The sequence below is a fragment of the Psychrobacter sp. AOP7-C1-14 genome (genome assembly GCF_052376135.1).
Taxonomy (GTDB): Bacteria; Pseudomonadota; Gammaproteobacteria; order Pseudomonadales; family Moraxellaceae; genus Psychrobacter.
In genome coordinates this window covers 36,048-57,984 of the sequence record NZ_JBQSVH010000018.1, presented here as the reverse complement: position 1 = coordinate 57,984, position 21,937 = coordinate 36,048, and the positions used below count along the sequence as shown (strand labels likewise).

General features: G+C 43.4%; 18 protein-coding genes and 1 tRNA gene. 13 read left to right on the top strand and 6 right to left on the bottom strand.

Annotated elements, in window-relative coordinates:
- Window positions 1-139 precede the first annotated feature (139 nt).
- The gene (gltX, locus tag ACT3QN_RS11260) at window positions 140-1,669 is read right to left on the bottom strand and encodes a glutamate--tRNA ligase (RefSeq protein WP_444522990.1); all 1,530 of its coding nucleotides are present in this window, start codon (window positions 1,667-1,669) and stop codon (window positions 140-142) included.
- 326 nt (window positions 1,670-1,995) lie between these two features.
- On the opposite strand from gltX, the gene rsmH reads away from it, so the two are divergent.
- The 8 genes from rsmH to ACT3QN_RS11220 all read left to right on the top strand — a co-directional run bounded on the left by rsmH (window position 1,996) and on the right by ACT3QN_RS11220 (window position 12,243).
- Window positions 1,996-3,102 carry a 16S rRNA (cytosine(1402)-N(4))-methyltransferase RsmH gene (gene rsmH / locus ACT3QN_RS11255; protein WP_444522989.1) on the top strand — a complete coding sequence of 369 codons (1,107 nt, stop codon included), beginning with the start codon at window positions 1,996-1,998 and terminating at the stop codon, window positions 3,100-3,102.
- A gap of 324 nt (window positions 3,103-3,426) precedes the next feature.
- Window positions 3,427-3,909 (top strand): cell division protein FtsL, encoded by a 483-nt coding sequence (gene ftsL, locus ACT3QN_RS11250; protein ID WP_444523020.1) that lies wholly within the window; start codon window positions 3,427-3,429, stop codon window positions 3,907-3,909.
- Complete coding sequence (locus ACT3QN_RS11245; protein ID WP_444522988.1) at window positions 3,906-5,996, top strand: peptidoglycan D,D-transpeptidase FtsI family protein; 2,091 nt, start codon at window positions 3,906-3,908, stop codon at window positions 5,994-5,996. Before ftsL ends, ACT3QN_RS11245 begins: the two co-directional genes overlap by 4 nt.
- 66 nt (window positions 5,997-6,062) lie before the next feature.
- Entirely contained in the window at window positions 6,063-7,787 is a 1,725-nt protein-coding gene (locus ACT3QN_RS11240; protein WP_444522987.1) for a UDP-N-acetylmuramoyl-L-alanyl-D-glutamate--2,6-diaminopimelate ligase, read from the top strand.
- A gap of 83 nt (window positions 7,788-7,870) precedes the next feature.
- On the top strand, window positions 7,871-9,319 hold the full coding sequence (locus tag ACT3QN_RS11235) for a UDP-N-acetylmuramoyl-tripeptide--D-alanyl-D-alanine ligase (protein ID WP_444522986.1): 1,449 nt from the start codon (window positions 7,871-7,873) through the stop codon (window positions 9,317-9,319).
- A gap of 3 nt (window positions 9,320-9,322) precedes the next feature.
- The gene (gene mraY / locus ACT3QN_RS11230) at window positions 9,323-10,441 is read left to right on the top strand and encodes a phospho-N-acetylmuramoyl-pentapeptide-transferase (RefSeq protein WP_444522985.1); all 1,119 of its coding nucleotides are present in this window, start codon (window positions 9,323-9,325) and stop codon (window positions 10,439-10,441) included.
- A 139-nt stretch (window positions 10,442-10,580) separates the two neighbouring features.
- Entirely contained in the window at window positions 10,581-11,528 is a 948-nt protein-coding gene (locus tag ACT3QN_RS11225; RefSeq protein WP_444522984.1) for a putative RNA methyltransferase, read from the top strand.
- Between the two features lie 433 nt (window positions 11,529-11,961).
- The gene (locus ACT3QN_RS11220; protein WP_444522983.1) at window positions 11,962-12,243 is read left to right on the top strand and encodes a hypothetical protein; all 282 of its coding nucleotides are present in this window, start codon (window positions 11,962-11,964) and stop codon (window positions 12,241-12,243) included.
- A gap of 95 nt (window positions 12,244-12,338) precedes the next feature.
- On the opposite strand, the gene ACT3QN_RS11215 is transcribed toward ACT3QN_RS11220, so the two are convergent.
- Complete coding sequence (locus tag ACT3QN_RS11215) at window positions 12,339-13,058, bottom strand: hypothetical protein (RefSeq protein WP_444522982.1); 720 nt, start codon at window positions 13,056-13,058, stop codon at window positions 12,339-12,341.
- Between the two features lie 572 nt (window positions 13,059-13,630).
- On the opposite strand from ACT3QN_RS11215, the gene ACT3QN_RS11210 reads away from it, so the two are divergent.
- Window positions 13,631-14,794, top strand: coding sequence for a M20 aminoacylase family protein (locus ACT3QN_RS11210; RefSeq protein WP_444522981.1), 1,164 nt, complete (start codon window positions 13,631-13,633; stop codon window positions 14,792-14,794).
- Between the two features lie 81 nt (window positions 14,795-14,875).
- On the top strand, window positions 14,876-16,192 hold the full coding sequence (locus tag ACT3QN_RS11205; protein WP_444522980.1) for a DUF3100 domain-containing protein: 1,317 nt from the start codon (window positions 14,876-14,878) through the stop codon (window positions 16,190-16,192).
- A gap of 315 nt (window positions 16,193-16,507) precedes the next feature.
- On the opposite strand, the gene ACT3QN_RS11200 is transcribed toward ACT3QN_RS11205, so the two are convergent.
- Window positions 16,508-16,598 (bottom strand) — tRNA-Ser (locus tag ACT3QN_RS11200).
- A gap of 129 nt (window positions 16,599-16,727) precedes the next feature.
- Between ACT3QN_RS11200 and ACT3QN_RS11195 the strand changes: the two genes are divergently transcribed.
- The 3 genes from ACT3QN_RS11195 to ACT3QN_RS11185 all read left to right on the top strand — a co-directional run bounded on the left by ACT3QN_RS11195 (window position 16,728) and on the right by ACT3QN_RS11185 (window position 18,600).
- Window positions 16,728-17,621 (top strand): DNA/RNA non-specific endonuclease, encoded by an 894-nt coding sequence (locus ACT3QN_RS11195; RefSeq protein WP_444522979.1) that lies wholly within the window; start codon window positions 16,728-16,730, stop codon window positions 17,619-17,621.
- Between the two features lie 70 nt (window positions 17,622-17,691).
- Window positions 17,692-17,955: a hypothetical protein gene (locus ACT3QN_RS11190; protein WP_444522978.1), complete on the top strand. Its 264-nt coding sequence runs from the start codon at window positions 17,692-17,694 to the stop codon at window positions 17,953-17,955.
- A 261-nt stretch (window positions 17,956-18,216) separates the two neighbouring features.
- Window positions 18,217-18,600: a DUF2147 domain-containing protein gene (locus ACT3QN_RS11185; RefSeq protein ID WP_444522977.1), complete on the top strand. Its 384-nt coding sequence runs from the start codon at window positions 18,217-18,219 to the stop codon at window positions 18,598-18,600.
- A 193-nt stretch (window positions 18,601-18,793) separates the two neighbouring features.
- Here the strand turns inward: ACT3QN_RS11185 and ACT3QN_RS11180 are convergent, their stop codons facing one another.
- From ACT3QN_RS11180 to ACT3QN_RS11170, 3 genes are all read right to left on the bottom strand, one after another.
- Entirely contained in the window at window positions 18,794-20,056 is a 1,263-nt protein-coding gene (locus ACT3QN_RS11180; RefSeq protein ID WP_444522976.1) for an ammonium transporter, read from the bottom strand.
- A gap of 107 nt (window positions 20,057-20,163) precedes the next feature.
- Entirely contained in the window at window positions 20,164-20,502 is a 339-nt protein-coding gene (locus ACT3QN_RS11175) for a P-II family nitrogen regulator (RefSeq protein WP_010197981.1), read from the bottom strand.
- A 479-nt stretch (window positions 20,503-20,981) separates the two neighbouring features.
- Window positions 20,982-21,836 carry a universal stress protein gene (locus tag ACT3QN_RS11170; RefSeq protein ID WP_444522975.1) on the bottom strand — a complete coding sequence of 285 codons (855 nt, stop codon included), beginning with the start codon at window positions 21,834-21,836 and terminating at the stop codon, window positions 20,982-20,984.
- Between the last annotated feature and the right edge of the window lie 101 nt (window positions 21,837-21,937).

The following is a 21,937-nucleotide window of genomic DNA, read 5'->3' as shown; positions in this document are numbered from 1 at the left end:
TGACTAAACAGCTAAATTAATAGTCTACAACATTCTAGTTTTATTGAGAAATATAACTTATTGATAATAAAAAAGGCGTGGATTCTGTAATAACAGAGTCCACGCCTTTGCACTATTGACACTAGTCTATCTTTATAAACTATTCAGCAGCAGCTAAGAAATCTGGCAACTCTGCTGCTTGTTTCTCAAGTTTTTTCAGTTTCTTTTTACCGAGGCCACCTAATACGTCAACCGCGTGACGCAAGCGAGTCAGGGTCATATCAGCACCGATAATCGCCATAGAGTTCATCACTGGCGTCGATGAGGTGCTACCAGCGATAGCGATAAAGAATGGCGCCATAAAGTCACGCATCTTAATATCAAGGTGAGCCGCAAGACCTTTTAGCGTGGCATAGATGTTTTCTTCTGACCACGTTGGCAAGACTTCTAACTGCCAAAGCGCCAATTGCAGCATCTCGATAATTTGCTCAGGGGCGAGCGATTTATGAGTAAAGCTTTCAGCAGTGATATCAGGTAGGTTTTGGAAGTAAAAACCACCCCAATTTACCGCATCAGACAATAGTTCGATACGTGGTTGAATCGCGGCTGCGATAGCCGTTAGCTTGTCGCTATTGCTAGCCCACTCAAGGATTTTGTTCTTTAGCTCTTCAGGGGTGAGCGCACGTAGCCATTCGCTATTTACCCAGTTGAGCTTTTCGATATCGAAGATAGGGCCACCAAGTGATACACGCTGAATATCGAAGCTGGCAATCATCTCATCTAAGGTGAATTTTTCTGCTTCATCAGGCATTGAGTAGCCCATACGCCCGAGATAGTTGAGCAGCGCTTCAGGCAACACACCTGCATCACGGTAATAGGTGATAGAGGTTGGGTTTTTACGCTTAGACAGCTTTGATTTATCAGGGTTACGTAATAATGGCATATGGCAAAGGGTCGGCATCTCCCAACCAAAGTATTCATACAGTAGTTGATGCTTAGGCGCAGAGTTCAGCCATTCTTCACCGCGCATGACGTGGGTGATTTCCATCAAGTGGTCATCGACGACGTTAGCCAGATGATAAGTAGGCATGCCGTCAGTTTTGAGCAATACTTGCATATCGACCTGTGCCCAAGGAATCTCAACCGTACCGCGCAGCATGTCATGTACTTGGCAAATGCCTTCGGTTGGTACGTGCATACGAATGACGTATGGTTTGCCATCAGCGACCATTTTGTCTGATTCTTCGCGTGATAGGTTGGCATAGCGACCGTCGTAGCGCGGGGTCTCACCATTGGCCATTTGTGCCGCACGCATTGCATCTAGCTCTTCACTGGTACAAAAACAGCGGAAGGCATGACCACTGTCTAGTAGTTGCTCAGCGTGTTTTTTGTAGATATCGCCACGCTCGCTTTGACGATATGGGGCATGTGGACCACCGATGTCTGGACCTTCGCTCCAATCGAGTCCCACCCAACGTAAGGCATCCAAAATCATTTGTTCTGATTGCTCAGTCGAGCGAGTCTGATCAGTGTCTTCGATACGTAAGATGAATTCGCCGCCATGCGCTTTGGCAAAAGCCAAGTTAAACAGGGCAATATAGGCAGTACCTACGTGTGGGAAGCCAGTCGGTGAAGGCGCGATACGAGTACGAATAGGGCGCGTTGATGCTTGGGTCGATGGTTGTGTCATAAGAATCTCAGAGTGTGTTTGTTGATAAATGTGTCGGTTAATGAGTCTAGCAATGAAAGAGGGTAGTGAAAAACTGCTATGACAAATACGAACGAAATATTCGAATAAAAAATACGGCTGAAACAATCGTCGTCAAAGTAGAAAAATAGCGTAAAATATAGCGCTAGTATAACAGAGAGATGGGATATTTTTAATGAAAAGCCCGTCTAGCGCTTGACTACAGATATATCCTTGCGATAATAATGCTAAGCAAAGCATAACTTGTTTATTTTCATCTAATTTTTTACTATTACTGGCCAATATGGTCGCCATCTACTGAGTCGTTTGTGTCACTATTAAATGATAAGCCAGAAAAAAAGCCACTATCTAACGTAAGTTATTCTGAAACTGCTGACGATACCTACTCTGACGAATTAAGTTTTGTTCATGATGCCGTACTCCTACCAGAGACAGTCGCGGCAGTGCTGGGTGTCAAATCTCTGCCTAAGCAAGCAAGCAGCGAGGGTAAAGGCAGTGACGATAAAAGCAATGACGACCAAAATAGCTTAAAAGTAAGCGGTATTTACGTCGATGCCACCTTTGGGCGCGGTGGTCATAGCAGGCTATTATTAAGTCAACTTGCCGATGACGCGCAGTTGATTGTTTTTGACAAAGACCCGACAGCCATTAGCGTGGCTCAAGCGCTGGCAAGTGCAGATAGCCGCGTAAAAGTGGTTCATGACAGCTTTGCGACGTTGACAGACAGCTTAGCAGCCATGGGTATTACTGAAGTGGACGGGTTGATGGCGGACTTGGGTATTTCCTCACCGCAAATCGATGATGGCAGTCGCGGCTTTAGCTTTATGCGCGATGGAGCGGTCGATATGCGTATGGATACCAGTCGTGGCCAGTCAGTTGCTGAATGGCTAGAAACAGTCGATGATGAAACATTGGCTAATGTACTTTATGAATTTGGCGAAGAACGCCACAGCCGCCGTATTGCCCGTGCTATCAAACAGATGGAAAGTTATGAGTCAACACTTGAGCTAGCAGAAGTCATCAAAGTTGCGCATCCAAACTGGCAGCGCGGTAAACATCCAGCGACCCAGAGCTTTCAGGCCATGCGAATTTTTATTAATAATGAGCTTGGTGATGTTGATGCCTTTTTAGAACAAAGTATTCCAATTTTGAAGTCGGGCGGACAGCTGGCAGTGATTAGTTTTCACTCGTTAGAAGATCGCCGTATCAAGCAGTTTTTGCAGCGCCATAGTAAAGGTCAGTATCCAGAAGACGAAAACCTGCCGATGCCGCCCAACCGTCCGCGTTACTTTAGTAAGCCAAAACGTGTCGGTCCAAGCAAAGCTGAGACAAGTCAAAACCCACGCGCGCGTAGTGCATGGCTGCGCATGGCAACGCGTACTGACACAGCTTATGAGCAGAAAGCTGCACTATAGAATATTATGACGCCACAAGTCATAGATAAATATGATTAGCGACTTGATTAAGGTTGCTAATGTTTGTCTAAATGATGCTCAAATGTCTTAATGGCTACGCCACTGTTAAAAAGCTGTAAATATTGTCTGTTAGGCTCAGCAGTTCGTTTTTATCTGCTTAATAGTTGAAGGGCTTGATATGCCGTACAATCACTCAACGTGTTTGGTTGAGGTATGAGCGCATAATGACACGTTCATCTTTCGCAGTCCGTTATCTACTCTATCGTTTACGTTCACCTTTTTGAGATCGTCATGGCAATATCTGACAAACCTGCGAATCGCCGCATGGCAATATCTGACAAACCTGCGAATCGCCGCACTGCTACACCTTATAACACCGATGTCGGCGAGCTGTTCGTGCGCCGGTTTAATGTGGTGAGTATTTATGTGGTCGTGCTACTGCTATTAGCAGCCACGACTGTATGGAGTGGTATCAAAACTGCCGAAGAAGTTCAGCAATATCATCAGGACTACAAAACCTTGCAAGATATGAAAAAACAAGAACGTAAGCTACAAGTAGAGCATCAACGTCTATTGATTGAGCAACAAACTTTTAGTGCCACACCGCAGATTGCCAGTCGAGCGGTTGCTGAATTAGGTATGTATTCGCCAACGTTAAAAGATAAGTTGATTATCCAACCTGGTGTCGCAACTGCACTGGTGCCAGTGGTTACAGAAGACTCAGATGAAGATATATCTGATGTTATTGGGCCACGTGCCTCTACCGATATCTCTCCTGAAGAGCCAGCGATGGAGGCAGGACAATGAGTGAGAAGAAACCTAAATCCACCGCAAAAAAAACCAGTAAGAAACCAGCCAGCGGTAAGGTAACCAAACCTCTACGCCGAGCCAGTGCTGCTAAATCTGGTCAAACGAGTAGTAAGCCTGATAAGGCCGCAAATAATCGCAAGGCAAAACTATTTGGTCGCATCAAAAAAAGCGACACTCAAGGCGCTTATACCAGTGTAAAAAACCGTAAAAGCAAAATGGTTTTTTCGAGTAAAGCTTCAGGCGCTTCTGCTCTCGGTGGTTTCGAACAAGACAAAAACCGTTTTCGTATGGTATGGGGTCTAGCGCTGGTCATATTAGCGCTATTGATTAGCCGCGCCTATTATATTCAGGTTGCCAACGCACAGTTTTATCAAGACAAAGGTAATCAGCTCATCACCAGTGAGCGTACCCAAAAATCTTATCGCGGTATGATTACTGATCGCAATAATCTACCGCTTGCAGTCAGCGCGCCGCTCGCCACTGTCTCATTTAGTCCGCATGATTATTCGCGTGAATATTATGAGCTAAAGCGCATTATCATCACCAATCCTAGTAGTCCACAATTACAGGCGCGTATGCAAAAGCGCCTAGATAATATGGACCTGACAAAGCTAGCCGCTGCTGCCAATATTTCGGTTGATGAGTTGAAAAAAGTCACGGCCATTGATGACAGTATTGATGTGACCGATGAGAAGGCGGTAAAAGCAGCTTTGCCATCTGGTGCAGGCTCGCACTATCTGCCACTACTTAATAAGGTTACACCTGAGATTGCTCAAAGCGTCAGCTCGCTTGACTTTCCTGGTGTCTATGAAAAGAACTTCTTTCAGCGCTATTACCCACAGCCACAGTCTAACGCTCAGTTGCTGGGCTTTATGGGTCAAAACGCCAACGATCCTGAAGGTGGCTACGAAGGCCGTGCTGGTATCGAACGCCAATATGAAAAAGATTTGGCGGGTGATGACGGTAAGGTGCTAGTTCTAAAAGATGCCAAACAGAACAGTCTGAAAGAGATCAAACAAATTGAGCCAGAAGTACCGGGTAAAGATGTGGCGTTGACGATTGATTCGCGCTTGCAGTACCTGCTCTATAAAGAGCTGGAAAAGGCTGGTCGCTTGCAAAAAGCACGCTGGTCAACGGGTATGATCGTGGATGTACAAACGGGCGAAGTACTTGCATTATCAACATGGCCGTCGTTTAACTCGAACAACCTTAATGAGATGACGGGTGAAAACCAGCGTAACCGCGCACTGTTAGATGTGTTTGAGCCAGGTTCAGTGATGAAACCGTTTACCGTTGCTACAGCGTTAGACTCAGGCAAGTATACGCCAACGACTTTAATTGATACCAACCCCGGTTCGATTCGCGTACGTGGCTATACCATTCGAGATCATAATAATTTGGGTATGATTAACATGGCAACGCTACTACAAAAATCTAGTAACGTTGCCTCGACCAAGATTGCCTTATCTTTGCCTGCAGATGCTATTACTAACATGCAAAAACAATTTGGCTTTGGTTCAAAGACACCTTTACAATTTCCAGGTGAAGGTAGTGGGCTGGTCGTGACACCAAAAGAAAAAGAAACAGCACGGCGTGCAACCGTCAGTTATGGCTATGGTCTACAAGTGACATTGGCGCAAGTCGCACAAGCTTACTCAGCGCTAGCAGCAGGTGGGGTCATGCACCCACTTACCTTAACCAAAACTGACAAGCCGCAGCCAAGCAAACGCATCATGGCGCATGAGCAAGCAATGTCTATCGTACAGATGCTCGAGAGCGTGACTGAGCCTGGTGGTACGGCGAAAGCCGCCGCTATTGACGGGTATCGTGTGGCAGGTAAGACAGGTACATCACGTCGCATCAATCCAGACGGTGGCTATTATACTGACCAGTATCGTAACGTCTTTGCTGGGATGGCACCTGCATCCAATCCAAGATTGGTGGGCGTGATGCTTATCGAAGACCCGCGCGGTCAGATTTATGCTGGTCTAACAGTCGCACCTGTCTTCCATAATGTGATGAAAGAAGCGTTACGATTGTATAATGTGCCTTTGGATAAGCCACTAAAAACGGAAGCCCAGTAAGCGTTCAATTATTTTAAATGTCCAGTTCTATTGAGCTGACACGTTTTAACTGTTTAGGATTTATCTATGACCACGTCATCGCTAGATAGCGCTACTGTTACTTTACAACAGCTTGTAGATACTAATAAAAGCCAGCAGCATAAACTGGCCGAGCAGCTGACAACGATGATAGCAAAATCGATGCAGAAAGCATCCAATCAAGCAGATTCAGGTCAAGCTCAATCTATTGCTCATATTCCATTCCAACAGTTTCGATTAGACAGTCGTCAACTAGAAGTGAATGATGTATTTGTTCTTCTAAAAAGCCAAACGGCAAACCCTCAAAAAAGTCGCGACTATTTACGGCAAGCTGCTGAGCAAGCCGCGTTTATTCTCTCAGAGATTGACCCTAGTGCTTTGCTTAGCGAAGCAAACAATCCTTCAAGTACTAGTAGCGAACCAAAGATAGATAATATTGCTGATACGCAGCTGCAATTAGCAGCGGCATCATGCCCTGTCTTATACGTTCCCAATATTCGCGATTTTTTAGGTAGTTTGATTCAAGCGCGCCTACAATATCAGCAGTCAGTGACTCTACCGACTGTGGTTGCGGTGACTGGTACCAATGGCAAAACGACCATCAGTCAATTAGTAGCACAGCTTACTCAATTGATGGGTCAGAGTAGCGCGGTGATGGGTACTGCAGGTAATGGTAGGCTCGGTGCTCTGGTGCAAGCTAGCCATACCACGGGTGATGCTCTAGCTGTTCAACAGTTCCTATATCAAATGGGAACAGAAAATGCTGAAATATTAGCATTAGAGGCCAGTTCTCATGGTTTAGATCAGCAACGTCTACAAGGTATGCCAGTCACTGTAGCGATTTATACCAATTTGAGCCGTGACCATTTAGACTATCATGCCAATATGGCAGAATATGCCGCTGCCAAAGCCAAGCTGTTTGATAAAGCCCATTTCCCAGATTTGACTCATGCCATTATCAATATTGATGATGAGCACGCTCAGGTGATGTTAGATACGGCAAACGCTAGCGACTTGACGGTATGGACATATAGTTTAGATTCATCAAAAGCAGCTACTTTTGTTGCCGCTGATATTACGCCAAGTCTGCAAGGCGTAAAAATGAATCTGCGTACTGATTTTGGTGATGAGAAAGCTGACAACATAGAGATCGTCAGTCCATTATTAGGTCGCTTCAATGTTGCCAATTTGCTCGCAGCGATAGCAGCTGTCGTAGCACTTGATGCCGAGCCTGGTATTAATGCCAAGCGCGCTGAGCGTATTGCTCCTGCTATTACACAGCTGCAAGGTGCTGTTGGACGTATGCAGCGCGTAGCGTCAAATGATGGTTGTTTTATCGTTGATTATGCGCATACCCCAGATGCTCTAAGCCAAGTGCTGGCCAGTCTCAAGACTCACTGTAAAGGTCAGCTATGGGCGGTATTTGGTTGCGGTGGAGATCGTGATGCAGGCAAGCGACCACTGATGGCACAAGCAGGTCTGGCAGGTGCTGATCGAGTTGTTTTGACTGCGGATAATCCCCGTACCGAAGATCCCAATGTGATTTTGCAAGATATGCAGGTTGGTATGACAGCTGAACAATATCAACGAACCCATATCGAGCCTGCCCGCCAAACCGCCATTGAGTATGCAGTGAGTCACTGTGGTCCCGACGATATCGCGGTCATCGCAGGCAAAGGTCATGAGACCTATCAAGAAATTAACAACGTTCGCTATGATTTCGATGACAGTGTTGTTTTGCAGCAGACATTGAACCAAGCTGGTCGTGTGTAATTGATTGGCTATCTACACACGCATTAGTAAAAAACTGATCATTAAATATAAAAATTAAGTAGTCATCACACAAGGTAATCATTATGACAGCCGATACCGATAATACTGCCCAGTCGCAAGGGCTCTATGTCTGGCACATGGACAATCTACTCGCAGCAACTGCGTCGCTTGATGGACATTGGCAGCTACCACAAGGCCATTCAGCAGAACAGACAGCATTAGCCAGTAAGCGTATAGCCACTGATACCCGCACGATAAAGCCCGGTGATATATTTTTGGCGCTAAGCGGCGATAATTTCGATGGTCACGATTACATCGAGACAGCAATGTCAAAAGGCGCTATTGCCGCTGTTGTCTCACGTCCCATCTCGTTGTCCGGTTCAAATGCTATTCCGCAATTGGTGGTCAGTGATACCCGTTTGGCGCTAGGCCAGCTGGCAGCGTATCGTCGTCAGCAACATACAGATTTAACCGTGATTGCTATTACAGGCTCTAGCGGTAAGACTACTTGTAAAGAAATGCTAGGCAGTATTTTTGGTAGATTGGCACCGACATTGATCACTCGCGGCAACCTCAACAACGATTTGGGTGTCCCAATGATGTTGCTTGAGCTATCCGATCATCATCGTTATGCTATTTTGGAGTTGGGCGCAAACCATATTGGTGAGATTGCTTATACAACTGAGATTGTCCAGCCTGATGTAGCCTGTATCTTAAACATTGGAACGGCACATTTGGGTGAGTTTGGTAGCCGTGAAGGTATCTGCCAAACCAAGGCAGAGATTTATCATACGTTGACAGATGCACAGTTTGCGATTGTTCCTGATAGAGACGATTTTACCAATCAGCTACGGCGTATCGCTGAAAAACACACGTCTCATGTGATTGGTTTCGGTAATACGGATGTGAGTTCAAGCCATCTAGACGTAGAGCCTGAACGCAGCGAATTTAAGCTACATATTGGCAACCAAATTCATGATATCAATTTACCATTGGCAGGTGAGCACAATGTTAATAATGCCTTGGCTGCTGCTGCCTGTGCGCATGCGCTGAACATTGAGGTGAGTGATATTGTTGTTGGGCTAGAAAACGCGCGTCCTGCTAAAGGTCGTTTAAATAGCCAAATACTTGGTATGCATCGTCTCATTGATGATACTTACAATGCCAACCCTCATTCGGTACGTGCTGCTGCCAAAGTGCTGGCGGCGCAAACAGGCACGCAAGTCATGGTGCTGGGCGATATCGGTGAGCTAGGAGATGCGGCTATCAGTGAGCACCAAAGCTTAGGCCGTACTATTGCGACCACGGGTATCAATGTGCTGCTTTGTGTTGGTGAGTTTGCACCTTATACCGTCGCGGGAGCGCAAGAGGTATCTGATATCAGTGCTCATGCTTTTGCTGACAAAGAAAGTTTATTACAGTATTTACAGCCGTATTTGCAAGCGCAACAAGCTAAGCCTTGTACTGTGTTGTTCAAAGGCTCTCGTTCCATGGGAATGGAAACTCTTATAAATGCGCTAGTCGAGGAGTAGGCGGTGTTAGTTTGGTTGTTCGGCTGGCTTGGCCAGTATTATACGCCGTTTTCTGCGGTTTCTTCGTTGACGCTACGAGCATTGCTCGCTGTTGTTACCGCCCTTGTATTTAGTATGATGTTTGGTGGCCGTGTTATTAGGCACCTACGCTCGCTCAAATATGGTCAGGCCATTCGTAACGATGGGCCTCAATCGCATTTGGCTAAGACTGGTACGCCAACTATGGGCGGGGTGTTGATCCTAAGTGCGATTGGAATATCTACGCTACTGTGGGCACGATTAAACAATCCTTATATTTGGATTTTGCTCGTGGTTATGGTTATCTTCGGTGCCGTAGGTTGGGCCGATGATTGGCTAAAAATTAAGTACAAAGATCCAAAAGGCTTAATCGCTCGCAAAAAGTATTTTTGGCTGTCGATGGGCGCGTTATTTGTCGGTGTGTCGTTGTATTATATCGCCACGCTACAACCAGATATCAACACCACGCGTGAGATGCAGGATCTGCTATTGCCCGTATTCAAAGACTGGATGATTCCATTTTCAGCGGTGCCATTTGGTATTGGCTTTATCATTTTTACTTATTTTGTGATTAATGGCGCTTCTAACGCAGTCAATTTAACCGATGGTTTAGATGGTTTGGCGATTCTACCAGTCGTTCTTGTTGCTGCAGGTTTGGGCGCGATGGCTTATGTATCAGGTGATGTACGCTTTGCTGATTACTTACATGTTCCTTATATTCCTTACAACTCCGAAGTCATCATCGTTTGTGGTTCAATGGTCGGAGCAGGTCTTGGTTTCTTATGGTTTAATGCGCATCCAGCACAAGTATTTATGGGTGATGTTGGTGCGCTAGCATTGGGCGCGATGCTAGGTACTATCGCCGTGATGACTCGCCAAGAGATTGCTTTTGCTATTATGGGTGGTTTGTTTGTGGCCGAAGCGCTATCAGTTATGTTGCAAGTTGGCTCGTATAAACTGCGCAAAAAACGCGTATTCCGAATGGCGCCACTGCATCATCATTTTGAGGAAATTGGTTGGAAAGAAACACAAGTGGTGGCGAGATTTTGGATTATTGCTATTATCCTTGTCATCCTTGGGTTAATGACGCTAAAACTGCGTTAAGCTATAACAGCCGAATATCTATATAGATATCAGTTTGCGAGACTCTAAAAAGCCGTTTCAATCATTATTGAGGCGGCTTTTTGTCGCTCAAGACTCATGAATTTTGTTAAAATGCGAGATATATCAACATCACTTTGAGATGCCCGTGTCGTTATTTATTTGTCCAATTTGTCAGTCACCGCTACAGCCCGCCACAGATACTTGGCGTTGTGATGGTAGCCTGCATCCTAAACATACTTCACACCCCTTTGATGTGGCGCGACAAGGCTATGTTAACTTATTGCCAGTGCAACAAAAAAAATCCAAAGCACCTGGGGACAGTCAAGAGTCTATCGATGCACGTAAGCGGTTTTTAAACCATGGGCACTATACTCCGCTCCAAAAGCTAATTAGCCAAAAAATGACAGAGTTGCTATCTAAAGATGAGTTAATAGATAAGCAAGATAACAAGTCAGTCAATTGGCTTGATATTGGCTGCGGAGAAGGCTACTACACGCAAGCAATGGCGCAAATGGGATTAGATGTTATAGACACGCTGATAGCCGCTGATATTAGTAAGCCTGCAGTAGTTGAGCTGGCTAAAGTCAGCAAAGGAGCAGGTCATCTATGGTATCAGCCGCGTAAAGAAAATACTGTCAAGACGACAGCAGTCTATCCATTGGTGACCAGTGCTGCACATCTACCATTACGCCCGCACAGTATGACGGGTATTAGTAGTATCTTTAGTCCTATTTTACCCGAGGCATTTGATAATGTATTGATGGATAGCGGCTATCTGATCATTGCCAAACCTGATGTCGGGCATTTGGCAACGATGCGTGATGCGTTATTTGATGATGTACGTGAGCATGATTCTGATAAGTTTTTGCAAGAATTGGCACCATGCTTTACGTTGATTGAGACCGACCGTGTCAGTACAGAGCTGACGTTATCCGCAGGTGATTTGGCTGATTTGATGACGATGACGCCTTATGCGTACCGTGCCCGCAGCGAAAAAAGGCAAGCACTACTGGCAGCCGTAGAAACAGCAGCATTTAGCACAGAGGCGAAGTTTGTGGTTTATATTTTGCAGAAAACGTCTGTGTAGCACATGCATAGCATAGCAGTATAGAGTATTGCTATGCTTGTTTAAAATATTAGCCAATAACTTCTAATGAGTCAGATTTTTCGATCAATAAAAAGAATGATATAAGAGATTTAGGTTATCCATATCTGTATTTACATTCGTCATCAACCAGCTAATAATTCGCCTTTCTATAAATATTCTGTCTACGATGCTTACCGATAAAGCGTAAATAGGCTGTCATTTAACCAAAAATTACGCCAACACCTAACATGTCTTCAACCACGCATGCCCTCGCAACAATCGCAACCTTTCTTCAAGTTTTATAAAGCTACTTAATACTAGAGTCATTTATCATTCTCTTTGTCGATAGAGTAAAGCTTTATCACGATAGTTTATTCAACACTAAGTGAACTATCTATAACTACTCTAAATATGAATTCAAAGGAATAGAACGATGAAAAAAATACTAGTTAGCTCAATTTTAGCCGCTACTGCTTGTTTGTCGATGGTGGGTCAGGCCAATGCTGCACCTAATTTTGATAAGCATCATTCAGCTCAAGTACAGCATCAAAAACACAGCAGCAATAAAGCGAGTAATAAACATAGGAAAGCCAAAATTAAGGCAGCGAAATCACATCACAAGGCACGGGTAGTAGCTGCTAAACACAAAGCAGCAGCCAAAAATGTCCATGCTAAAAACAGCCACGACAAAAACAACCATGACCGTCGCTCGTAAAAACCCGATTTTATTATCTAAAAATAGCGCCTTAATTAGGCGCTATTTTTTTTGTTTTTATATGACACTATTGGTTGTTCCTAATCGAGCAAACGCTACTGACTATTAAACATTATTGGTTTGGACACGCCACTTTCATTAGGCTGAGTGAGTGTCACTTTGCTACTCAAAATATCACCTTTGGCATTTATCTTATAGCATTCTGAAGAAGTGCCTGCTGGGTCAAAACTTAGTAGTAAGTTGCTTGAGTTTTCTATACAGAGCCACGCCGTATCATTAGTGTTTTGGGTGAGGGACCATGCCTGATTATAAATAGCAGTTTTTTGGCGCATACTACTGTCAGAATATACGTGTTCAGTGATGAGTTGACTTGAGTCGCCTACAGTAGCTACCTTGGGGATACTCGTCGTTTGGTCAGCGACTGAATACTCCCCCGTACTATCCGTAAAACCATGGAATACCAATGGATCTAGCGTAAAGTAATTGATAGCGACTGACTGATCTGTGATCTGCTGATTCACTGTGTTGATTGTACTGACTTCTGCGCCTTGTACCATCTTATTATTAAAGCGTAAGCTGCCTTTAGGAGTAGTTTGAATGTCGACAGCTACGTTATATCCATTGACAGTAGCGACCAGTTTTTCACTACGTTGTTTGGTATAGATATTGAGTATGGCAGTCTCAACTGGGTATTGAGTGACCACTTTATCAGTGCTGTTATTTTGATTAGCCGTACCTGTTGTCACGCCACCCATGCCAGTAGCACAAGCACTCAATCCGAATCCTGCTACGATACATATACCCAGTGTTTTCATCGTTATATCCTTTAGTTTATTTAAATAAATACTGTCGATATCTACTATAATCGAATTTTTAAACGATGGCATCTACCGAGTAACATAGACTCTGTTGTTATTCCATTTTTATGTCAAATAATAATGAGGGCAAGTATAGATATAAAGATAAGTTGAACGTTAAATAAAAACTAAAAGTCTTACTGTATAAGGGATATAAAGTAAAATGAGTTGTTAACAACATGAATGGAAGTAGAGTATTTAATTGTCTAAAGGTAGTTTGTTACTGCTAAGCACGACTGAAAAAACATCTATAATGTGCATTATGATAAAAAAATCTATTCAAAAAAAGATGAAACCAGCGCCTGATAATACGGCTTGGCTTTATTCGAATGTGTGAAAATAGGTTACAATAGTTGTTCAAGTAAATCTATCTCTAGTACATCATAAATAAGCCACTTTAAGTGGCTTATTTATTTGATAAAAATAAAAGAATGTAAAAAGGTTAGATGATTTTCCGCTTTCCAAAAGTCGATAGCACGTATCAATGCCAACTACGGTATATCAATACATACTCTCAAAGGAAGAAATAAATGTCAGTTAATGAAGCATTATTAGATGAAGTCAAACAGTGGCGTAAACAAATTCATAGCCAGCCTGAGCTTGGATTCAAAGAATTTAAAACCTCTTCATTTATCGTAGATAAGTTACAATCTTTTGGTATTGAGGTTCATCAAGGCTTGGGCGGCACTGGTGTGGTTGGTACTTTGAAGAACGGTGTGGGCCCTACTATCGGTATAAGAGCTGATATTGACGCATTGCCAATCACAGAACAAAACGACGTTGAGCATAAGTCTACCCACGCAAACTGTATGCACGCCTGTGGTCACGATGGTCATACCTCTGTTCTGTTAGGAACTGCAAAACACTTAAGTCAACATAAAGAGTTTAGCGGCACTATTCATTTTATTTTTCAACCTGCAGAAGAGGTATTGGGCGGTGCCAAAGCCATGATTGATGATGGTTTGTTTGATAAGTTTCCGATGGATGCTGTCTACGGTTTACACAACTGGCCTGGGCTGCCAGTAGGGGAAATCGCTGTAAACAATGGCCCTATGATGGCTTCTTTTGATACTTTTGAGATTACATTAACGGGCAAAGGCACGCATGCTGCTATGCCGCATTTGGGTGCCGATCCTATAGCTGCTGGCGCTGCGCTAATCACCAATATCCAATCTATTATCTCTCGACGCGTCTCGCCATTGCAGTCGGGCGTTATCAGCGTGACGCAAATGAACAGCGGCGATACCACCAACGTGATTCCAGATGTCGCCATATTAAAAGGTACGGTTCGTAGCTTTGATATGGATGTACGCCAATCGATGCAAGAAATGCTCACAGAAATGGTTGCCACTTTACCACCTTTATATGGTGTCAAAAGCGAGATGGATTACCATATCCGTTATCCAGTAACCACCAATGATAGTCAGGCTTATCTTGAGATTAAAGAAGCGGCTACTAAAGCGCTTGGCGTCGATAAAGTTAATACTGATGTAGAACCTTCGATGGCTTCTGAAGATTTCTCATTTATGAGTCAGGTAGTTAAAGGCGCCTATTTTTGGTTGGGCGTTGACGGTAGCACACCTTCTAAGCCACTACACAATGCCTCTTATGACTTCAATGATGATGCTATCGAGACAGGTATCAAAGTATGGGTTTCTTTGGTTAAGTCAGAGTTACCAAAGAACGCTGAATAAATAAAATTTATTATCAGGAGATAAAGCTTAACAGACCAAGTTCAATCAATAGAGTCATTATCAAACTCAAAGGGAATTTATATGAACAACAATAGCGTGCTGTCACCTACCATGACGAAGCACCTGCTTGATTGGAAGCTGCATTTATTAGTGATCGCTGCGTCGTTATTAGCAGAATGGATAGGCATTATAAAAATTCCTATCGGTATCGGTATTTTAGTGTTACTACCATTACTTTATGCCTTTATCTTTGCGATTTTATTAAACCCCAATGTCGTGCCCTCGATGAAGGCTGTTATAACTAAAAAACGAGCCAAGTTTGCCAGTTATGCCATTCTATTAAGTATTATGCCTTTCATCGCCAAATTTGGTGTCGGTGTTGGTCCCAATATCGAAGAAATCATTGCTGCTGGTCCAGCACTACTATTGCAAGAGTTAGGTAATGTAGCGACCGTTCTAATTGCGCTACCCGTTGCAGTGCTCGTTTTTGGTATGGGCCGAGAAGCCATCGGTGCCACGCACTCCGTTGCTCGTGAACCCAATGTTGCTTTGATTGCTGATAAATATGGGCTACAAAGTCCAGAAGGCATCGGTGTGATGGGCGTCTATGTCATGGGTACTTTATTTGGTGCGATTTACTTCTCATTAATGGCCGGTATCATCGCCTCAATGGATGTCATGGATGTACGCGCACTTGCTATGGCATGCGGTATTGGTAGTGGTAGTATGATGGGTGCTTGTTCAGCAGCATTGGCAGAGACAGTGCCTGCTCAAGCAGAGACGATTACGGCATTTGCAGCGACTTCCAACTTGCTAACGTACGCCACTGGTCTATTTGTTAGTTTGTTTGTGGCGCTGCCTTTTACAGAGTTTCTGTATAAAGTAGTCAGTAAGTTTAAGAAGAACCAACAGACTATTGCTACGACAGAAACCAATCTTGATGCAGTCATGGAAGAGCCCGCCAGTCTGTCTGTCATGCAGTCTTTTATCCTATTAGCTGTGATTTGCGTGGTCTTGCTACTGAGCAACTGGGTAGGACAAGGTGTAAACCCATTATCAGCACTACCTGCCATGCTCATTTTATTTGCATGTTGTGTGATTGGTATGCTGTTAAAACGCTTTATTCCAGTCAATGTACCTGCGATTGCTTGGATATCTATTGTCGCTATTTTAATCTCTCTACCACAGTTTCCATTTAATGCTTATGTTTTAGAAGAAACTGCAAAACTGGGCGTATTGCAATTATTAACGCCAGTACTTGCTTACGCTGGTTTCGCCATTTCGCAAGTGGAAGTTGATCTGTTTAAGAAGTCTGGCTTCAAAATTGCTATTGTTGCGGTACTGACCTTTACAGGTACGTTTATCGGATCAGCAATGATTGCGCAAGCCATGCTCTAAAACTTAGATTGGTATTCGAAGATAATAAAAACCCCAGTTTCTAAACTGGGGTTTTTATTGTTTAACTCTGCTGAAAAGTAGATAGTTATTTTGTGTTATGACCTTTGTATGAGTCACTCTCAGCTCATAACACGAATTTTTTAGTTCGGTCAATTAATATGTTATTTGATTAGGAATTGAGGTTACACAGGAATATTTCAGGCAGCAGTAGAGAATGAGTCTAGACTTAAAGTCCTACTATTAAATGGTTCAGGGAAATTTTAATAAGGGTAGTATAAGATAGGAAAACTAGGTTTTGCTTAAGCAAAATAAGATTGGCGGTGAAGGAGGGATTCGAACCCTCGATACGCTATGAACGTATACACACTTTCCAGGCGTGCGGTTTCAGCCACTCACCCACTTCACCGTTTTTTGAACGCCTAAGTATAGCGGATACCATTTAAAATGTCACGATCTGCGCGCTATCTTTCTTTATTGGCAAGCGCCTGCTAGGATAGCAAGTATGTAACGGCAAGTATGAATGGTTGAAAGTTGAATGATAATTTTTAGTAGGCTCAAGTACGGATTTAAAAATAATGCGCTGATGGCGGTATTGCTTGTCGCGACGGGTATTGCACAAGCACACGCTGATGATTTGACCCAGTGTAGCCAGTCTTTTTATGGTGGTGTTTATCCCGAATTTACCAATACCAAGCTAAAGAAAGACACACAAGCGCTATGCATGGATGGCTTTGCAGTTATGTACTCGGGGGTCTCGCGTACACCGCTCTGGTCAGCAGAATATCTCGATCGCACGCGTCTACAACAAGCCAAACAGATTGACCGTGAAGACAGTTTTCATGAAGAGAGTAAGCTACCAGAGTCAGCACGTGCCTCGCTATCTGACTATTCAGGTTCTGGCTATGATCGAGGGCATTTGGCACCTAATGCCGATATGGCCAATCGTAGCCAGCAATATGATAGCTTCAGCCTAGCCAATATTGCTCCACAGTCACCACGTAACAATCGTTATATTTGGCGTAATATTGAATCTGCTACGCGGTATCTAACGCAGCAATACGGTGAAGTATATACCATTACAGGTGTGGCATTTACCGATAAAAAAACCAAGCAGCTCGCTAATCGTGTCCTTGTGCCTAGTCACTTTTTCAAAGCTGTATACATCCCAGCAACCAATCAAGCAGGCGTGTATTATGCACCAAATGATGAATCAGAACGCATCGACGTGATCAGCATCGATGAGCTAACCACTGAGGTTGGTATCGATGTATTACCTATGCTAGATAATCAGTCCAAATCTCAAGCGTTTGACTTACCATTGAAGGCAGGTGAGAGTTCAGATACACCGGAGGCCCCAGTGGAAGAGCCTGGGTGGATGCTGTTTGTGTGGGCTGTTTTAGAGTGGTTGATTGCACAATTACAGGCCTAAACTGGCAGTAAAACCAAAGAATAGCCTAATGTTTAAAAAATAAAATGTTACTGATAATAAGGATAACCAAATGATTGAGCCATTTGCCAACGACCATCAAAGTATGCAGATTGGTGATCTTGTCATTGAAAACCAACAAGACAAGATTATTATATACGGTGATATTGATCTCACTTTTGACGAGTTAGGATATAAGCAAGCCCAACAGCTACATGAGCTGTCAGGGAAAATCGTACAAGCGTTTGAAGATGAAAATCTGTATAGCAAGAATAGTGCTAAGTCAAAGGAAAATGATGACCAATTAGATAAAAATATCGACAACCCTTTCCTGTAACTCTTTGATATGGTTTTATTTTTGTAGAAATAAGAAACTGCAAAAAAACTACTAGGCAAAGCCTAAAAATTGCTTATAATGAGTTAAGACATCGCTTGTGTCGCTCGAACCTTTAACCAAAATCTTATAAGTTATAATGGTAACTATCATTTAAAAAGGTCGAAACCGTAAAGCTCGTAATGAAAGGTTCTAGCAAAGGATAAGCATAGGACATCAGAAACATCACGTTTCTAGTAATCATTGTATGAAGGGAGTCAATCTATGAAATTATTTACAAAGACCACTTTAGCTGTTGCTGGTATTGGTATTGCCAGTATGGCGTTCGCCGCTGACCCATTAGCCAACACTACATGGCAGACATATGATGAAGGCAAGCCAAAAGGTACGGTAAAAATTACTGAGTCAAATGGTGTGTTAACAGGTACTCTTGTTGCTACTAACTCAGCTAAAGGCAAAAAACACGTTGGTAAAACTGTTATTAGAGGTCTAAAGTCTGATGGTGGCGGTAAATATAGTGGCGGTACGATTACTGACCCTGAGAAAGGCAAAGACTATCGAATGACTGCAAGCTTAAGTGGTAATACATTAAAATTAAAAGGCTATATCGGACCATTCTCTCGTAGCCAAGAATGGAAAAAGAAATAAACTAAAAATTAGTCTCAGATTAATACACAAAAATCCCGCGTTACCGAAAGGTCTTGCGGGATTTTTTACGTTTTAGATCTAAGTTTATAGCTTCAATAGGGGCGTTCTTTAAGCACTAGAACTATAAGCGCCGATACTACAGTAGGTAGTATCGGCGCATTTAACAGCAATCTTCAGCTTACTTAAAAGGAGCTTATCTTATAAATTCTGGGTAAGCTTCCATACCACACTCTGCAATATCAGCTCCTTCGTACTCGTCTTCTTCAGAGATACGTAGACCGATAACCAGCTTGATGATAGACCAAACCACTAGGCTGGCAATGAATACCCAAGCAAAGATGGTAGCAGCACCCACAATCTGACCGATAAAGGTAGATGCTGGGTTGGTGATAGGTACGATTAGTAGACCGAATAGACCAACCACACCATGAACTGAGATGGCACCGACTGGATCATCAATTTTGATTTTGTCTAAGGCTAAGATTGATAGTACCACGATGATACCAGCGATAAGGCCAAAGATAGTGGCTTGTAATGCTGAAGGTGTTGAAGGCTCAGCAGTAATGGCTACTAGACCAGCTAGCGCACCGTTTAGGAGCATGGTCAAATCAGCTTTGCCGAAAATGAGGCGTGCTAATAATAAAGCGCCTACTGCGCCGCCGGCAGCTGCCGCATTAGTATTTAAGAAAACTACTGCAACAGAGTTAGCGCTGGCGATGTCGCCTAGTTTAAGTACTGAACCGCCGTTGAAACCGAACCAACCCATCCACAAAATTAATGTACCAAGCGCAGCAAGTGGTAGGTTGGCACCTGGAATGGCGCGTATTTCGCCGTTAGGACCGTATTTGCCTTTACGTGATCCTAAAAGTAATACACCTGCCAACGCTGCTGCTGCACCTGCCATGTGTACAATACCAGAGCCTGCAAAGTCAGAGAAGCCCATATCGCCTAGGTTGAACATACCAAATACATCGTTGCCGCCCCATGTCCAGCTACCTTCTAATGGATAGATAAAGCCAGTCATAACCACAGCGAACAATAAGAATGACCACAGTTTCATACGCTCAGCAACGGCACCCGATACGATTGACATACAGGTCGCTACAAAGACAACTTGGAAGAAAAAATCTGATGCGGCAGAGTAGACAGAGTCGCCACCGAAGCCATTTTCAGTAGAGGCCGCTAAGGCGTCTTCTACTAATGTATCACCACCTGCGATTCCGCTTAGAAATAGATCGCCACCGTACATAATCGCGTAGCCGCATACCATATACATGATACTAGCTGTTGAAAATAGTGCGACGTTTTTGGTTAAGATTTCGACTGTATTTTTTGATCGGACTAGTCCGGCCTCTAACATAGTGAAGCCTGCTGCCATCCACATGACCAACGCACCACATATCAAAAAGTAAAACGTATCGAGCGCATATTGGAGCTCAAAGATTTGACTTTCCATTTAAATTCCCCCTTGAATTTATAATATAGATATCGGCATGACCGATAGATAAAAATGCTGTAAGAGTCTGTACCTATAAGTTTATGCCTGTAGGTAGGTCTTCAAATTTAGATAGCGTCAGGTCCCGTTTCACCCGTACGGATGCGGATAACTTGCTCAAGTGCAGTGACGAAAATTTTGCCATCACCAATCTTACCAGTGCTAGCGATACGAGTGATTGCCTCAATAGCAGGCTCTACCATCTCATCGATCACAGCCACTTCTACTTTTACTTTAGGTAAAAAGTCCACCACGTATTCTGCGCCGCGATAAAGCTCTGTATGACCCTTTTGACGACCGAAACCTTTGACTTCAGTGACAGTGACACCTTTAACACCGATGTCGGAAAGCGCTTCACGCACGTCGTCGAGCTTAAATGGTTTTAAGATCGCAGTGATTAGCTTCATAAAAAATTCCTTATTTGTGTGATGCCGCAGATTGATAGAAGTACTATGGTGCATCATCATATCTCTGCCTTGCTTACTGTATGTTATTCAAGAACTGTGCCAACCTACTCAAGGGGGGAGGTAGAATTGGCGTTATTCATTAAAAAGTAATGACAGTAGTAACATAGGATATGAGTTACGGTGCAACGATTAGAGCCATCGCTACAAGCATAATAAAGGTGAATCAATCTTTAGCGTTTGGTTAACGAAAACTTTATTATAACCAACTTTTTGAGTGCTTGGGGAGGCTATCCCTTTATTTCATGTGACGATTTGCTAACTTGAGTTTGGTCGTTAGCTTGGTCTTTTTATACAAGCGTATCAAAGATGAGTGGCGAGAAGATAGATAGAAAGTAGAGGTAAGCGGCAGAGCCTGACATAGTAGTCAGACCCTTGCGCTTAGGTAGGTAAAGGGTTTGGACGTATTTATATATACGTCGTTATGCTTTAGGAAAGAGTAGGTAAGGGGTTTTTGTACTGACCAATAGCTTTTTTGTGTCGCTACCTTGTAGTAATTCGCGTAAACGAGATTGGCCGAAAGCCCCTGTCATGAGCAAACCAATATCATGTTGGTTTTGATAATAGTTCAAAGCTGCTGCGACATCACGGCAGTCCAGCAATGTCTTCTTAGATTTGATACCTGCCTGTTTGAGTTTGGCATAGGCTTCACGCAGTGCATCACAGTTATCAGAAGTCTCTTTCCCAACCATCACAATATGAACCGTCAATGCACGCACAAGTGGCGTTTTACATAACCATTTTAGTAGTTTATGGCACGTTGGACTATTATCAAACGCAAATAAAGCAGTAGTAGGGGTCAAAAATGGTGCATGTGTCACCAAAATGGGGCAGTGACTGACTCGTATAAGTTGGCTCAGTGTTGATTTGCAGGTGACATGATGACCTATAACGATCAGTTGGGCCTTATCATCGACATAATCAATACTTTGGTTGAGGTTCTCATGACGGTGCAATGTATACGTTTTTAGCTTATGGCGTTGCTGTTCACAATATGAGGTTGCTTGAGATAGTAACAGGCGACCTTGCGCTTTTAGCTCACAGTTATTTAGATGCTCTTTAGATGTGAACTGTTCGAGCAAAGCATTTTCGTCATCAATATTGAGGCAGCCAGAATAATTAATAGCAGCCTTTTGCTGCAAGCTTGGCATCGAATGCAATAAGCCAACGGGTGCACACAGGCGACTAGAGGCCCACATACTAGCTTCTAGTACGGCTTGAACATGATCAGGACAATCCAAGCAAGCAATCACACTATCTGGTTTTAAATTACTCATAAAACGACCACATCATTCTAATAATAAAAATCTGCTATCTCGGTTTAGGGTTAGCGAATGAACAATCTACCTAACCCTTTTACCCATATAGCTGTCTATTA